Origin of the sequence: Galactobacter caseinivorans, assembly GCF_003640665.1 — a bacterium.
GTDB classification, from domain to species: domain Bacteria; phylum Actinomycetota; class Actinomycetes; order Actinomycetales; family Micrococcaceae; genus Galactobacter; species Galactobacter caseinivorans.
This window is the reverse complement of the sequence record NZ_QQXL01000005.1, coordinates 24419-38820: the sequence shown is the minus strand read 5'-3', so window position 1 is coordinate 38820 and position 14402 is coordinate 24419. Positions and strand designations below refer to the sequence as shown.

Sequence of the window (14402 nt, the reverse complement as noted above, 5' to 3'; positions counted from 1 at the left end):
CGTGTGCAAACATGGGTCGCATGCAGACTCCCATGATCGACTACATTCACCTACTGCTTGAGTCCATCGGCGAGGATGGGGGCCACGTTGCCTCATATATTCCAGAGCTTGCGCAGGCCAACCCGGACAGGCTCGCCGTCGCCATCGCGACGTTGGATGGCAAGGTGTACGTTGCGGGCGATGCCGACGTGGAATTCACTATTCAGTCCATCTCCAAACCGCTGACGTACGCACTCGCCATCGCCGACCAGGGGCTGGAATCCGTCCTGCAACACATCGACGTGGAACCGTCCGGAGACGCCTTCAACGAGATCTCGCTTGACCCGGACACGGGCCGCCCGCGTAACCCTATGATCAACGCCGGCGCCATCGCCGCCCACGCACTCGTCAGTGGCGAGGATGCAGACGCACGGGTGGATCGCATCGTTGACCTCTACAGCCGCTTGGCTGGAAGGTCGCTCTCCATCGCGGAGGATGTCTTCGAGTCGGAGCTCTCCGAGGCCGATCGCAATATGGCGTTGGCCTACATGCTGCGCACCGTGGGCAAGCTGGAAGGCACCCCCACCGATGTGGTCCGCGGCTACACCCGGCAGTGTTCGGTGTCCGTCACGGTGCGGGACCTGGCCCGGATGGCTTCAGTGTTGGCCGCAGGCGGGGTCACAGCGGAGGGTGAACGGGTGCTGGAGCCGGAGGTTAACCGGCAGGTGCTCAGCGTCATGGCCACGTGCGGCATGTACAACTCTGCCGGTGACTGGCTGACCTCCGTCGGCATCCCCGCCAAGAGCGGCGTGGCCGGCGGCCTGATGGGCATCATGCCCGGCCAGGTTGGCATCGCAGTGTTCTCTCCCCGGCTGGACGCGCATGGCAACAGCACGCGGGGCGTTCGCATGTTTGAGCGCATGAACCACGACCTGGGTTTGCACCTCATGAACGCCTCAGCCTCAGTCAGTACGGTCTCCCGCCGGGTGGAGATCGACGGCTGCTCAGTGCACGAGATCACGGGCGATCTCCACTTCATCGAGGCCGAGCGCATCATGCGGGGCTTTGAGGACGAGCCCGTGGGGGACGCTCCTGTCGTCATCGACTTGAGCCAGGTGCGCCGGGCCAACGACATTGCACGCCGCGTGATGCTGGAGGGGATCAGGCGCCTGCACTTGGACGGTCACGAGATTCGGCTCGTGGATCCGTGGGGCGTCCTCGGTAGCGCGGAGACCGGAAACGGCGAATTGGTGCGAGGCGAGCAGGCGCGTGGCGGCTACGTTCCGGGGGCATTTGCCAACGTAGCGAGTGCCGTTCGGGGCTGACCCGGGAGCACCGGCGAGATCCGCTGGCGCCGCCTCCACCGCACACGGGACGCCACGATGGGTGAGGATTGGCCCCCGCCGCCCCACTCGCGAGACCATGGAGCATGGCCACCGACTCCGAGCTGCTGCGCGTACCCCTCACCGCCTTTCTGCGCGGCGAAACGTTCCCGCCCTTCGAGGCAGAGTCCCTGCCGCGCCATGCCTGGGGGCTGTTCGAGGCGATCGATGCCGACGGCGACCTGACGTGGGCCGAGCGCATGACGGACAGCGCCGACGTCGAGTCCCTCTTTGCCCAGCTCAGCGGCTACCTGGGTGACCTGGTCCGCCACGACACCTGGCTGGAAGACGACGAGACCAGCGTGCCCGACGACGTTGCCTCGGCGATCACGGTCCTGCCGGGTGAGCCGGGCGGCCGGGTTGAGGGCGAACCGGAGGCAGAGCCGGGTGAGGCGGCAGAGGCGGCCGAGGTGGAGCTTGACGCCCGCTTTGACGCCATGCGCTTTGTTGACCTTGATCCGGGCCTGCGCCTCACCGGCCGGTACGTGTTTATGGTCCTGCTGGAGCGCGAGGAGGGCCACGATTCAAGCGCCGTGCTCTTTGACCGCGGTCTGAACGCCTACGAGGTGGAGGGCCTGCTGCGGGTGGCCCAGCTGCGCTTCACGGAGACGCTCTCCTGGTCAGACCCGGAGCCCTCCATCATCGTCCCCGCGGACCCGCCCGAGCGCGGGTCCCTGGGCCAGCTCTTCCCCGGATGGGCCTTTCCCCGCATGGCACCCGGCGTGGAGTTGAGCAGCTGCTGGACGGCCCTGCTGGTGGAGACCCCAGATGGCGAATCCGACTGGATGGAGCGCCATACGGAGCCGCTGGAGCATGACCGCCTGGCGGGCGTTCTTGCCTGGCGCCTGCGCCACCTGGAGGAGTATTCCGTGGCGTCCTGGGATGACCCGGATGACCGGCCGGGCTTCCCCGTCACCATGCGTTTTATGGGTTCTGCCGCAGAGGACCTTGAGTTGGACGCGGACGATTTCCCTGACGGCGCCGAGGATCCGCTGGGGATCGGCGGGACCGGCCCCGCCGCCTACGACCCCACGCGCCGCGATGGCCCGCTTGATCCGCGCATCGCGGCGTTGGAGTGCTTTGCCCTGGCCGACGCCGAATCGGCAGTTCGCGCCTTCATGGTCGGCTTGGGCACGGATACAGACGGCGACCCCTACACCTACCTGGCGTACGCGGCCCGCCCCAGCTGGAACACCTCGCTGGACTTCTTCACCGATTTTGAGGAGCTGGGGCTGCTGCGCAGCTGCCTGCGGGACCTGCTGCGTTAGGGGGACTCGGCGGGCAGGTACTCCGCGGCCAGGCGCTCGGTGGCACGGGCCAACAGGGCCACGTCCGCGCCCACGTTCACAAAGTCGGCGCCGGCCGCCAGGTAGTCACGCGCCTGGGCGGGGTCAAAGGCGTTGACTCCCACCACGGTGCCAGCGGCCTTCACGTCCTTGATGACCTGCTTGACGGCGCCCACCACGGAGGGGTGGGACTGCTGGCCAAGCAAACCCATGGATGCGGCCAGGTCAGAGGGGCCAAGGAACACGGCGTCCACTCCCTCCACGGCGGCAATCTCCCCGGCGTGACGCAGGGCCGTGGCGGACTCGATCTGAACAATCAGCGAGACCAGCTCGTGCGCCCGCGTGAGGTAATCCGGGATGCGCCCCCACCGGGCGGAGCGTGCCAGTGCGGCGCCCACCCCGCGCACGCCGGCGGACGGGTCCCCTGGCTGTGGGTAACGCACCGCCTGCACGGCCTGCTGCGCCTGCGCGGCGTCGTTGATCATGGGGACCATGATGCTCTGCGCGCCCGTATCAAGCACCTGCTTGATCTTGACCTCGTCGTTGTCCGGCACGCGCACCACGGGCACGCTGGGGTAAGCGGCCATGGCGCGCAGCTGCGCCTGGATGGACTCCACCCAAAAACTGCCGTGTTCCGCGTCAATCAACAGGAAGTCAAAGCCTGCGCCGGCGCTAATCTCGGCACTCGTGGCACCGCCGTCGCACACAAACATGCCCACCAGGGGACGCTGCGCGCCCGGGGAACCGGCACCAAAAAGGTCCTTGAAGGAGGGCTGGGGGCTCAGCTGAACTGGCATGTCACGGTTCCCATCTGTCCGTAGTCCGCGTGGACGGTGGAGCCGGCCTCCACCCACATGGGGCGGGTGAAGGAGCCGGCCAGGATGATCTCCCCGGCGCGCAGCTTCTCGCCGTGCTGGGAGAGGCGGTTGGCGAGCCAGTGCACGCCGTTGGCGGGGTGACCAAGGACGCCGGCGGCCACTCCGGTCTCCTCGATCTCCTGATTCTTGGACAGGATCCCGGCCACCCAGCGCAGGTCAATGGCGTCCGGTGTGGTGGGCGTGCCGCCAATGACCATGAGCCCCATCGCGGCGTTGTCCGCAATGGTGTCCACGATGGTGCGCCCGGCCATCTCCACGCGGGCGTCCAGGATCTCTAGCGCGGGGACCACGTATTCGGTGGCGCGCAGCACGTCAAAGATGGTGGCGTCCGGGCCCTCCACGTCATCCTTGAGCAGGAATGCGAGCTCCATCTCCACGCGGGGCTTGGTGTAGTGAGCCCACTGCAGCGTGCAACCGGACTCGCGGATCATGTCCTTGAAGATCACGCCGTAGTCCGGCTCGCTGATGCCCGTGGCGTACTGCATGGCCTTGGAGGTCAGCCCAATCTTGTGCCCGGCCACCACGCGGCCGGCCTCCTCGCCGCGCTGCCGCCAGATGTTTTGCACCGCGTAGGAATCCGCCACCTCCATGTCGGGGTAGCGCTGGGTCAGCAGCGGGACGGGCGTGCGGGTCGCGGCGGCCTGCACCAGCTCATCGGCAATGGCGGTGCGCGTGGTGGAATCCAGCATCAGTTCTGCCCCGCCTGCTCGGCCTGCGACGCCTTGTGCGCCTCATACTTGGCCTTCCACTCACCCGTGGGCGGGAAGAGCCCGTCTATCCCGTGACCGGCCTCCACCTGCTCCAGCACCCAGGCGTCCTGCGCCTCCTGGGCGGCGGCATCCGCGGCGACCTGCGCCACCAGGTGTGGCGGGATCACCACAATGCCGTCCGAGTCCGCCACGATGATGTCCCCCGGCTGGATGGTGGCGCCGCCGCAGGCCACCGTCACGTCGATGTCCCACGGGGTGTGTTTGCGGCCAAGCACCGAGGGGTGCGCGCCGGAATGGAACACGGGCACGTCAATGTCCTCCACAGCGGCCAAGTCCCGCACCGCGCCGTCGGAGATGATGCCGGCGGCGCCCCTCACGCCGGCGCGCGTCACCAGGATGTCTCCCATGGTGGCCGCGCCCACCTCGCCGCGGGCCTCCATCACCAGCACATCGCCCTCATTCAGGTCATCGATCACGCGCTTCTGGGCGTTGTAGCCGCCGCCCACCTGCTGAAAAAGGTCCTCGCGCAGCGGCACATACCGCAGCGTGCGCGCCCGCCCCATCACGCGGCGTCGCCCCTTGGTGGCCACCAACCCCGCCACCGTGCAGTTCTCCACGCCGGCCTTCTTCACGGCGGTGGACAGGGTCGCGACGGCCGCCGCCTGCAGCTGTGCGCGCACCAGAGGGGTCAAGATCTCCTGCTCGACGGCGGGTGCTAGGCCCGCCGCCTCGGCGTCGCCCCAGGCGTCGATCCGGTCCGCGTCCGTCACCTTGGTGGGGTTGCCAAAGGCCTGAAAACCCTGGGTGGCCTGCGTGGCCGTGGTGAGGAGCTCACCGGTGGTGAGCGGTTGGGCCGGGTGGGTGCCTGCGCCGCAGACCTCCACGGAGACCGCGTCGCCGGGCTGGAAGATGGAGGAGCCGGCGGGGGTGCCGGTCAGGATCACGTCCCCCGGGTGCAGCGTCATCTGCTGGGACAGGTCCGCCACGATCTGGCCAAAGGAGAAGAGCAGTTCATCCGTGGTGGCGTCCTGGACGGTGGCGCCGTTGAGCTTGGTGATCACGCGCAGCGCGGCCGGGTCCAGCTGGGCCGCCGGCAGCAGCACCGGGCCAAGCGGGGTGTAGCCGTCCCCGGACTTGGAGCGGATGTTGGAGCCCTTGTCCGCGTACTTGATGTCCTGGATGCCCAGGTCGTTGGAGGCGGTGACCCACCCGACGTGGGACCAGCCCTGCTCCGGGGTGACCCGGCGGGCCGCGGTGCCGATGACCAGCGCAATCTCGCCCTCGAACTGCAACAGCTCCGTGTCCGCCGGCCGCTCCACCGTGGAACCCGTGAGTGCCAGCGAGCTGGTGGCCTTCATGAAATAGGAGGGGAACGCCGGCGTGCGCCCGCGCTGGTTGGCGCGCGAGGAGTATGAGAGGTGAACGGCCAGGACCTTGCCGATCCCGTCCAGGACCTCCTGGGTCACGGGGACTGCAACGGTGGTGTCGGTCGGGAACACGGCGGGACTCCTTTGGCTGAGCGGTGGCAGAGCAAGCCTGCCCCCCCCGATCGTATACGAAATCCAATGATCTGGGTCACAGATCTGGTGGGGGAATGCTCCTTGGAGGCGCTCGTGGGCTTCTGGGCTCCTGGGCTTCTGGGCTCCGGGGCCCGGCGGGTGGCTTCGGCTACTGTCACTGCCACTGCCGCCCTACCCGAAGGGCTTGCCCTCAATCCAATACGCCTGCACGTGCTGGGAGTCGCGGGCAATGCCCGCGCTCCTGAGCGCGGTTCGCAAGGCCGAGATCCGCTGACGCGAGAGTCCCGCCCAAACGAAGCCCACGGCGTCGGGCCCTAGATTGTCCGCCACGGCTGCGAGCTCCGCCACCGGATCATCCGTGAGTTGCACCTTGGCGAGACGGGGGCCAAGGAGGCCGGCGACATCATGCCCCTGGGCGTCCAGGAACACGCGCACCGTCCGCTCCGGCGCCTCCGCGGCCAGGTGGCTGAGCACCGATTCCACCGCGGGAAGCGAACTGGTATCCGCCAGCACGGTCAGCGGCTGCTGATGGCCCAGATGAGGTTTTTGCGGGGTGAAGGACACCACCGTCTTGCTACCCACCCGGACGGCCCGCGTCCACGCACTGGCGGGGCCGTCCGGGTGATGCAGTACCAGGTCCACGTCCAGCCATCCGCCTTCGGGACTGGAGGCCACCACCGTGTACCCCCGCTGCCGAAGCAGCCCGTCCCGCGTTGAATCCGGCACCCACAGTCGGATCCATTCGGTCGGATGACCGCGGAGCGTCTCCACGAGGTCCGGCGCGTACAGCCGGACCCGTCTCAACCAGCTCGTCCTGTCCTCGACTCCCACCACCGTCACGTAGTGTTCGGCGATGCGCAGCATCCGCATGTAGCCGCGCTGAACATTGACGGGCATCTTCACTCCCTTGCTTGACCTGCAAGAGCAACCTTACATAGATAGGTAAGGCTTGTCTAACTTTATTCCGAGGCGCCGCCGGGCGGGCCCCGAACGCGCCCCGGACGCGACAAAGGGGACGAGTGGCCTCGTCCCCTTTGCATCTTGTTCCCCCCTCAACGCCTTGCCTGCGACAGGGAAGGGGGCCCCCAAGTAAGTCGCGCGTGAACCGCACCCCGGCGCCCGACTGGATGGTCAGGCGTTGACGGTCGCGACCCGCTCACGCGTTCGCAAAGAGTCTTCTTTATCCTTAAAAAGCACGCGCAGATATGCTCCGATGCATGATAATTGGGAGCTATGACGAACGAACACGTGTTCTCTGAGGAAGATCGGCGCCTCATCCATGCCCTGCAGCTCTCGCCGCGGGCCAGCTGGAAGGACCTTTCACCGGTGCTGGGGCAGACCCCCTCCGCGCTCTCACGCCGGTGGGACCGCCTGAGTTCAGAAGGCGTGGCCTGGAATGCGGGCATGCTGAGCCCAGAGGTCTTCCAACGCCAGACGGCGATCGTTGAGGTGGACGCGGAACCGGGCGAGGGCAAGCGGATCCGTCAGGAGTTGCTCCGCTGGGGCACGCTCTTCACGATCGACATCAGCGCCTCCGGCGGAACGCTCATCCTCACCGCCTACGCCACCACCGAGGAGCTACTCACCAAGCTGCTTGTCCAGGACATCCCGGCCCTTGGTGGCGTCAAGGACGTGCGCGTTCACATTCTGACCCATCACCACCGCACCGCTGAGGCCTGGACGCTGCGGGCGCTGAGCGAGGGGGACGCGCTGCGGGTCCCGCGTCAGCGCCCGCCACGACCCCGCGCCGCCAAGAACACGGATCCCGAGTTCAAGCTGGCCGTGTCTGCCGAGCTGGCACAGGACGGGCGCGTGCCCGCCTCGGTCCTGGCCCAACGCCTGGGGGTCGGCGAACAAAAGGCGGCCGACGCCGTGGCGGCGCTCCTGCACAGCAACTACTTTCGCCAGCGAGTGGACGTCATGAACTCCGCCTCCGGCTGGCCCGTGCCCCTCTGGTACTTCGCGGAGGTGCCTCCGCGGCACCTAGAACCGCTGACCCGCGCTCTTGGCCTGCTGCCCGATGTCCGCTTTGTCACCACCAGCGTTGGCCCGGCGAACCTGGTGTTCAACGTGTGGCTCAAGGACCTGCGCTCCATCCACCAGCTGGAGGCACAGGTGGCCTCGCTCTCACAGGCCGGCGTGAGCCTGCGCCGTCACCTTGTGCTGCACACAGACAAACGGCTGGGTCATGTGCTGACGACGGGCGGCCGCGCCACCGGCGAGTTCATTCCCTACCTGGAGTGAGCACGTGCAGCGCGGGGGCCCGTTCAGCACGGGGAGCCCGTTCAGTCTTGCGGGGGAGCGCCGACGGAGAGCTCGTAGATCTCCTGCGGGCCAAAGGCGAGCCCGCTGAAGGTTCCGTCGGTGTGCAGCAGCACCGCAGCGGGCGTGGCCGTCAGATCCAGCCGGCTCTTGGTGGCCCCGAACGGGTCCACCAACAGCCGCGCATATGCAACCTCCACCTTGTCCAATGCGGCTGCCGAGCCCACCAGTGCCAAATCGTGCCGATGCATCCAGGCCACATCCTGCGAAAAGTACGCCACCGCATCCGCACAAAACTGGCAGTCGTGGGACACAAAGACCAGCAGCAGGGGCCGCCGCTGGGCCAAGCGGGAGGCATCCACCAGGCCACCGTCCGGCTCGTGGGCCACGAGGGGCATGGGAGGGGCAGGCTGCCCCTCCAGGTCCGCCCCCAAGTACGTCCCGTCTTCCGTGTAAACACCGGGGCGGGCCTGTTCCTCGCCGGTCTGCGCGGAACGCGGTGAACGCTGGACGGCGCGGATGATGCCGGGTGCGCACACGGCGCCGATGCACACCGCTGCCGCCAATAACCACCAGCCCTGCCCCGCCGCCACAGCGGCCGCGGGCGAGACGCCCCACCACGCCGCCACCGAGCAGAAGACGGCACTGACCAGCACACCAGCCGCCCGGACCAGATCGGCGACGGGGATCAGCGCGACGAGTTGACCTCCGCGGGCGTCACCGTCACCGGCTGGCTGACCCCGGCTGAGGTGGAGACGGTGCTGCGTGGGTGCTCGGTGTACCTGCACTCCGCCTCCTACGAGGGCTTCCCGCTGAGCGTCCTGGACGCCGCCGGGGCTGGCCTGCCCATTGTGGTCCGGGACCTGGCCTGCTTTGAGGGTTCGCCGCTGCTTCCCGGCGTCAGCGATCCCGAGCACGCCGCGCAGCAGGTGCGGGAGCTACTCACCAAGGTGCCGGCGCTCAGCGACTCGCTCGCGGCCAGCGCGCAGCTCGCCGCCGCCAGCACCAACGAGGCCCAGACGCACGCCCTGTGGCGCGCCTACTCGGCCGTGATGGAGACGGCAGGGGCCCGACGCCGCTAGGTCGCCGCGGGCGGGCACCGCACCGGGGTTCACCGCGCCGAGGCGGGCCGTTAGGTCGCCGCGGGCGGACACCCCGCCGGGGTTCACCGCGCCGGGGCAGGCCGCTAGTTCGCCGCGGGGCGGGCGCGCTCCGCATTCGAGGGTGCCCCGCCGGGGCGCCCCACCGGGGCACCCCACCCGGCCAGGCGGCGTCGGGCCTTCGGTGAAACGCTCCCGCCTACACCCGCGTTCGCGAGAGCAGGTAGATGAAATACGGCGCGCCGATCAGCGCGACCAGCAAGCCCACCGGGAGCTGCGCAGGGGCCAGCACCGTGCGACCGATCGCGTCCGCGATCACCACCAACACCGACCCAAGCAGCATGGACACCGCGAGCACGCTGCGGTGCTTCACGCCGACCATGGCCCGGGCGGCGTGCGGGGCCACCAGGCCAACAAAACCCACCGTCCCGATGGCGAGCACCGCGAGTGAGGCCAGGACCGCGGAGGCCACCAACACCAGCAGGCGCGTGCGCTCCAGGCGCAGCCCCAGCAGGCGCGGCGTGTCCTCTCCCACCGCGAGCAGGTCCATGTCCCGGCTCAGCGCCACGGCGAGCGCCACCACGACCGCAAGGCCCAGCGCCACCGGGGCCACGTCCGCCCACACCCGCTCGTAGGTGGTGCCAGAGAGCCAGGTGAAGATCTTGGGCGTATTAAACGGGTCCGTGCGCAGCAGGATGAAGGTGGTGACGGACACCGTCAGGTAGCCCACGCCAATGCCGACCAGCACCAGGCGGCCCGGGTCAATTCCGCCGCGCCAGGCCAGCGCGTACACCAGCGCGAACGCCAGGAGCCCTCCGGCCACCGCGGCGGGAAGCATGAGCGTGGCGGCGGCGGTCCCGCCGACGCTGAGCGCCAGCACGGCGCCCAGGCCGGCGCCCCCGCTCACGCCGAGCAAGCCCGGCTCCGCCAACGGGTTTCTCGCCGTGGACTGCACCAACAGACCCACCAGGCCCAGCGCGGCGCCCGCGAGCAGGGCCGCGGCAACGCGCGGGGCACGCTCGTCCAATGCCAGGGAGATGATGCGGGGCGCCTCCCCCTGCGCCCACAAAAACAGGTCCCCCAGCAGCAGCTTGCGCTGCCCCAGAAGCAGGGATCCCACCACGGATCCGGCGAGCGCGACGGCGGCGACGCCGGTGACGATCAGCACTCGGGCCCGTCCGCGCGGCACCACCCCGGCCGCCGCCCCGGACTCCCCCACCCCGCCAGCCGAACCCTGCCCGGAGCGCGAGCGCGCGGCGAGGATGATCAACACCACCGCGCCCAGGATGGAGGTCACCACGCCCGTCGGCACGGTGAGCGCCCTGTCCGCACCAAGGATGGCGCGCACCGCCACATCACTGAGCACCACCACCAGCGCACCCATGAGGGCCGCAGCGGGGATCAGCCACACGTGGTGGCGCAGGGCGGGCACACCGCGGGCCAGCAGCCGCGCGGCGGCCGGGGCACACAGGCCAACAAAACCGATGGGCCCAGCCAGCGTCACGGCCACCGCGGTCATGATCACCGCGAGCACCACAGCGCCAACCCGCGTGGAACGCACCGGCACTCCGACAACCCTCGCAGCGTCGTCGCCCACTGACACCACGTCAAGGCGACGCGAGAGCGCCACGGCCAACACCAGGCAGAGCAACAGCACGGGAAGGCCCCGGGCAGAGGCGTCGATATTGAGCTGATTCAGCGAGCCATTCCCCCAGGCAAAAAGCCCCGTGGTCTCCTCCGTGAAGAGGATCAGCAGCGCGGAGCTGCCGGACTGCAACGCCATCGCCACAGCAGAGCCCGCCAAGACCAGCCTGGCCGTGGCGGTGGAGGCGCCGCCCGCCAGGGCCAGCACCAGGGCCGCCGCGGCCAGGCCACCGACCGCCGCCACGCTGCCGGATGCCCACCACGGAATGCTCAGCCCAAAGGCAGAGACCGCGGTGACGGCAAAGGCGGACCCCGCCGTGACCGCGAGGGTGTCCGGGGAGGCCAACGGGTTGCGCGCCACGGACTGCAGCAGCAGCCCCGCGACGCCGAGCGCCCCGCCCACCACCAGGCCGGACAGGAGCCGCGGCACGCGCGAGCCCCAGAGAATCTCCACGACCCCGCCCCCGGTGCCGGGATGGGCCAAGGCGCCCACCAGCTCCCGGCCGGAGGTTCCCGATGAGCCCTGCGTCAGATGCACCACCGAGAACGCGGCCAGGGCGAGGGCTAGCGCCAGCAGGGTCCCGGCGCCGGCCAGGGCGCGCTGGGGGCGGGTTGTGGAGCGCATTAGGAGGTGAAGGCCGCCACGAAGGCGTCAATCATTTCCTGCGAGGAACGCGGGCCGCCGAAGGTCCAGATGCCCTCCGGGAAACCCTTTTCCCTGTTCTCCTTGACCGCGGTGAGCCCGGACCAGATCGCGGTCTTGCGCAGCGCGGGCATGATGTCCGTGTCCGCGTCCGCCGTGCTGGTGTAAAGCAGGTGGGCGTTCTGGACGGTCGTCAGGCCCTCCACATCGGTCTGGCCCAGCCCGTAGGCCGCATCCACCTCGCCCTTCCAGGCGTTCTTCAGGCCAAGGGACTCGCCCACCTCTGCCAGGAGCGCGCCCTGACCAAAGGGGCGGACCGTGACGTTAGACCCCTCCAGCCAGCCGTCAAAGTACACAAACTCCGACCCGGCCTTGCCCGCGTCCTTGATCTTCTGCGCGCCCTGCTGCAGCGAGGCGTTGAACTCCGCCTCCACGGCATCCGCACGCTCTGCCCGGCCCGTCGCCTCCGCAATCAGGCCAAAGGTGTGGAGCATGTTCTTGATGGGGTCCGTGGCATCCGCACCCGTGGTCGCCAGCACCTTGAGCCCCTTGGCCTCCAGCTGCTTCACGAGCTTGTCATCCGCGGAGGTGGCCTCCACGATCACCAGGTCCGGCTCCGCACCGACCAGCGCGTCAATGCTTGGCTCGCCGCGAGTGCCCAGGTCCACGACGCCGTCCGGCAGCTTCTCCGCGGAGACCCAGGTGCTGTAGCCCTTCACATCCGGGACCGCGACCGGGCTCTGGCACAGGGTGAGCAGGTCCTCCGTCTGCTGCCACTCCAGCACGGCGACGCGCTTGGCCGGGGCGTCCAACTTCACCGTGCGGCCCAGGACGTCCGTCACGGCGACGGGGCCGGTGGTGGGCTTCACGGCGTCGCAGCCGGAGCTGGTGGGGGCAGCTGCGGCGGGAGCGGAGGACTGCGAGACGTCGGTGGTGCCGCAGGCGGACAGCGCTAGGAGCAGCGCCGCGGCGGCGGTCACGGAGGCGAGCTTCTTCATGGGGGGTTCCTTTGGTCTTCTCACATGGGGGTCGGGGAAAGAGGGGGGACGGGGACGGGGTCTGGGACGGGGTCGGGGTCGGGAGGGCGCGCGTCGGGGCTGCCGTGAGGGCCGCCCTCGGGGCCCGCGCTGTTAGGCGCTGCGCACGCGGCGGCCGGAGGCGCTGATGCGCGGTCGGCCAGATTCCGGGTCGGTCTCCACCCGAATGGGGAGGCCGTAAACCTGACTCAGGTGCTCCGAGGTGAGCACCTCCGAGGCGGCCCCGGAGGCATGGACCCGCCCGTCCTGCAGCAGAATCACCGCATCCGCCACGGCCGCGGCATGGTCCAGGTCATGCAGGACCACCCCCACCGCCACCGCGTGGTCCTCTGCCAGTTCGCGAATCAGGTCAAGCGTCTCCACCTGATAACGCAGGTCAAGGTGATTGGTGGGTTCGTCCAACAGCACGACGGCGGTGTCTTGCGCCAGGCACGACGCCAGCCAGGCGCGCTGCAGCTCCCCGCCGGAGAGACGATCCACCGGCCGGTCCGCCAGGTCCGTGAGTCCGGTCAGCGCCAGCGCGCGATCCATCGCGGCTTGGTCCGCCTGGGATAGCCCGGCAAAGCGCCGGCGGTGCGGGTGGCGACCAAAGGCCACCACGTCCTGCACGCTCAGCCCGCCGGGGTGAGGGCGCGATTGCGCCAGCAGGGTCACGCGGCGCGCAAAGTCCTTGGCGCCCAGGCCGTCCACCGGCACGGGCATCGGCATCGGCATCGGCATCGGCCCGAACTTGGGCATGGGCATGGTGCCTTCCGGTGGTGGGGCCGCGGACGGGAGCGGCTCGGGCTCGTGGTCCGGCTCGTGGTCCGGCTCGTGGTCCGGCTCCTGCTCCTGCTCCTGGAGGACCAAGGTGCCGCCACTGCGGTGCTGGAGTCGCACCAGGGATCGCAGCAGCGTGGACTTCCCGCTGCCGTTGGGGCCCACCAACGCCGTCACCTGCCCGGGGAGGATGTCCACGTCCACGTGGTGCACAACATTGCGGGAGGCGTAGCCGACGCTGAGGTCTGCGGCGCGCAGGGCAGTCTGATTCACGAGAGTCAATCCTAAGCCATTTAGGCATGTCGAATGTACGCTAACTGCATCGGGCCATGCCCGAAGGGCCGAACGACCCCCAGCACCCCACAGCGCGGGTTCGCGCCAGCGCGGGTCGCAGCAGCGTGGGTTCGCGCCCCGCAGCCTGGGGGCGCGCCCCGCGGCGGCGCGGCCAACCCGGCCACACGCCGTCGGGCAGTGGGTCAAAAGATGTGTGGCGCGTCACGCGCATTTCGTATACGATTTATGACATGACCACCACGACGAGCAAGTCGCAGCGCGCCTACGACGCCATCCGGAGCCACATCCTGGACGGCACGTACACGCCCGGCTATCGACTGGTCCTCGGCACGCTCGCCGACGAGCTGGAGTGCTCCGTGGTACCGGTCCGCGAGGCCATTCGCCGCCTGGAGGCGGAGGGCCTGGTGCACTTTGAGCGCAACGTGGGCGCGACCGTGTCCGCGGTGGACGCCACGCTGTATATGAACACCATGCAGACCCTCGCGGTGCTAGAGGGCACGGCCACCGCGCTGGCGGCGCCGCTGATCTCCGCGGAATCACTTGCAAAGGCCCACCGGATCAACGAGCAGATGCGCAGCCTGCTGAATCACCTGGAGCCCACCGTCTTTACCGGGCTCAACAATGACTTTCATGCGGCGCTGTATGAGGCCTGCCCCAACACGCATCTTCTGGACCTGGTTCACCGCGGCTGGGCCCGCATGAATGCGATTCGCGCCTCCACGTTTAACACCATCCCTGCCCGCGCAGCCCAATCGGTGGAGGAGCACGACGCGCTGCTCGCCGCCATCGACGCCGCGCGCCCCGCCCCGGAAATCGAGGCCACGGCCCGGGCCCACCGCATGCGAACCCTCAACGCGTACCTCGCCGCGGTCGGCGCACCGCCGTCCACCCTCTAAACACTTCTCGTC

At 69.2% G+C, this 14402-nt stretch carries 13 protein-coding genes; 5 read left to right on the top strand and 8 right to left on the bottom strand.

Annotated features, from left to right (window positions below; genetic code table 11):
- The first annotated feature begins 20 nt into the window (after positions 1 to 20).
- Both DWQ67_RS08855 and DWQ67_RS08850 read left to right on the top strand, forming a co-directional pair.
- The gene (locus DWQ67_RS08855) at positions 21 to 1304 is read left to right on the top strand and encodes a glutaminase (protein WP_121485252.1); all 1284 of its coding nucleotides are present in this window, start codon (positions 21 to 23) and stop codon (positions 1302 to 1304) included.
- Between the two features lie 104 nt (positions 1305 to 1408).
- A complete protein-coding gene (locus DWQ67_RS08850; protein ID WP_121485251.1) occupies positions 1409 to 2629 on the top strand; it encodes a hypothetical protein in 1221 nt (406 codons plus the stop codon).
- Here the strand turns inward: DWQ67_RS08850 and DWQ67_RS08845 are convergent.
- The 4 genes from DWQ67_RS08845 to DWQ67_RS08830 all read right to left on the bottom strand — a co-directional run bounded on the left by DWQ67_RS08845 (position 2626) and on the right by DWQ67_RS08830 (position 6652).
- Positions 2626 to 3444, bottom strand: a complete 819-nt coding sequence (locus DWQ67_RS08845; RefSeq protein ID WP_121485250.1) for an HpcH/HpaI aldolase family protein — start codon at positions 3442 to 3444, stop codon at positions 2626 to 2628. The genes DWQ67_RS08850 and DWQ67_RS08845 overlap by 4 nt on opposite strands.
- Positions 3429 to 4214 (bottom strand): 2-keto-4-pentenoate hydratase, encoded by a 786-nt coding sequence (locus tag DWQ67_RS08840; protein WP_121485249.1) that lies wholly within the window; start codon positions 4212 to 4214, stop codon positions 3429 to 3431. Before DWQ67_RS08840 ends, DWQ67_RS08845 begins: the two co-directional genes overlap by 16 nt.
- Positions 4214 to 5734: a fumarylacetoacetate hydrolase family protein gene (locus tag DWQ67_RS08835; protein ID WP_121485248.1), complete on the bottom strand. Its 1521-nt coding sequence runs from the start codon at positions 5732 to 5734 to the stop codon at positions 4214 to 4216. Before DWQ67_RS08835 ends, DWQ67_RS08840 begins: the two co-directional genes overlap by 1 nt.
- A gap of 192 nt (positions 5735 to 5926) precedes the next feature.
- Complete coding sequence (locus DWQ67_RS08830; RefSeq protein ID WP_121485247.1) at positions 5927 to 6652, bottom strand: siderophore-interacting protein; 726 nt, start codon at positions 6650 to 6652, stop codon at positions 5927 to 5929.
- Positions 6653 to 6988: 336 nt separating this feature from the next.
- Between DWQ67_RS08830 and DWQ67_RS08825 the strand changes: the two genes are divergently transcribed.
- Positions 6989 to 7999, top strand: coding sequence for an Lrp/AsnC family transcriptional regulator (locus DWQ67_RS08825; RefSeq protein WP_121485246.1), 1011 nt, complete (start codon positions 6989 to 6991; stop codon positions 7997 to 7999).
- A 41-nt stretch (positions 8000 to 8040) separates the two neighbouring features.
- Here the strand turns inward: DWQ67_RS08825 and DWQ67_RS08820 are convergent, their stop codons facing one another.
- Complete coding sequence (locus DWQ67_RS08820) at positions 8041 to 8673, bottom strand: hypothetical protein (protein ID WP_147433654.1); 633 nt, start codon at positions 8671 to 8673, stop codon at positions 8041 to 8043.
- Between DWQ67_RS08820 and DWQ67_RS08815 the strand changes: the two genes are divergently transcribed.
- Complete coding sequence (locus DWQ67_RS08815) at positions 8596 to 9099, top strand: glycosyltransferase family 4 protein (RefSeq protein ID WP_121485244.1); 504 nt, start codon at positions 8596 to 8598, stop codon at positions 9097 to 9099. The genes DWQ67_RS08820 and DWQ67_RS08815 overlap by 78 nt on opposite strands.
- A 217-nt stretch (positions 9100 to 9316) precedes the next feature.
- Here the strand turns inward: DWQ67_RS08815 and DWQ67_RS08810 are convergent, their stop codons facing one another.
- The 3 genes from DWQ67_RS08810 to DWQ67_RS08800 form a co-directional block, all read right to left on the bottom strand.
- Complete coding sequence (locus tag DWQ67_RS08810; RefSeq protein WP_121485243.1) at positions 9317 to 11386, bottom strand: iron ABC transporter permease; 2070 nt, start codon at positions 11384 to 11386, stop codon at positions 9317 to 9319.
- Positions 11386 to 12402 carry an iron-siderophore ABC transporter substrate-binding protein gene (locus DWQ67_RS08805; protein ID WP_121485242.1) on the bottom strand — a complete coding sequence of 339 codons (1017 nt, stop codon included), beginning with the start codon at positions 12400 to 12402 and terminating at the stop codon, positions 11386 to 11388. The genes DWQ67_RS08810 and DWQ67_RS08805 overlap by 1 nt, the downstream gene beginning before the upstream one ends.
- 132 nt (positions 12403 to 12534) lie before the next feature.
- Positions 12535 to 13473 carry an ABC transporter ATP-binding protein gene (locus DWQ67_RS08800; protein ID WP_199712668.1) on the bottom strand — a complete coding sequence of 313 codons (939 nt, stop codon included), beginning with the start codon at positions 13471 to 13473 and terminating at the stop codon, positions 12535 to 12537.
- A 251-nt stretch (positions 13474 to 13724) separates the two neighbouring features.
- Between DWQ67_RS08800 and DWQ67_RS08795 the strand changes: the two genes are divergently transcribed.
- Positions 13725 to 14390 carry a GntR family transcriptional regulator gene (locus DWQ67_RS08795; protein WP_121485450.1) on the top strand — a complete coding sequence of 222 codons (666 nt, stop codon included), beginning with the start codon at positions 13725 to 13727 and terminating at the stop codon, positions 14388 to 14390.
- The last annotated feature ends 12 nt before the right edge of the window (positions 14391 to 14402 follow it).

What these genes read in the sequence shown, in the direction of transcription:
- DWQ67_RS08855 (WP_121485252.1), top strand. Translation starts at nt 21, where the DNA reads ATGCAGACTCCCATGATCGACTACATTCACCTACTGCTTGAGTCCATC.
- DWQ67_RS08850 (WP_121485251.1), top strand. Translation starts at nt 1,409, where the DNA reads ATGGCCACCGACTCCGAGCTGCTGCGCGTACCCCTCACCGCCTTTCTG.
- DWQ67_RS08845 (WP_121485250.1), bottom strand. Translation starts at nt 3,444, where the DNA reads ATGCCAGTTCAGCTGAGCCCCCAGCCCTCCTTCAAGGACCTTTTTGGT.
- DWQ67_RS08840 (WP_121485249.1), bottom strand. Translation starts at nt 4,214, where the DNA reads ATGCTGGATTCCACCACGCGCACCGCCATTGCCGATGAGCTGGTGCAG.
- DWQ67_RS08830 (WP_121485247.1), bottom strand. Translation starts at nt 6,652, where the DNA reads ATGCCCGTCAATGTTCAGCGCGGCTACATGCGGATGCTGCGCATCGCC.
- DWQ67_RS08825 (WP_121485246.1), top strand. Translation starts at nt 6,989, where the DNA reads ATGACGAACGAACACGTGTTCTCTGAGGAAGATCGGCGCCTCATCCAT.
- DWQ67_RS08810 (WP_121485243.1), bottom strand. Translation starts at nt 11,386, where the DNA reads ATGCGCTCCACAACCCGCCCCCAGCGCGCCCTGGCCGGCGCCGGGACC.
- DWQ67_RS08805 (WP_121485242.1), bottom strand. Translation starts at nt 12,402, where the DNA reads ATGAAGAAGCTCGCCTCCGTGACCGCCGCCGCGGCGCTGCTCCTAGCG.
- DWQ67_RS08795 (WP_121485450.1), top strand. Translation starts at nt 13,725, where the DNA reads ATGACCACCACGACGAGCAAGTCGCAGCGCGCCTACGACGCCATCCGG.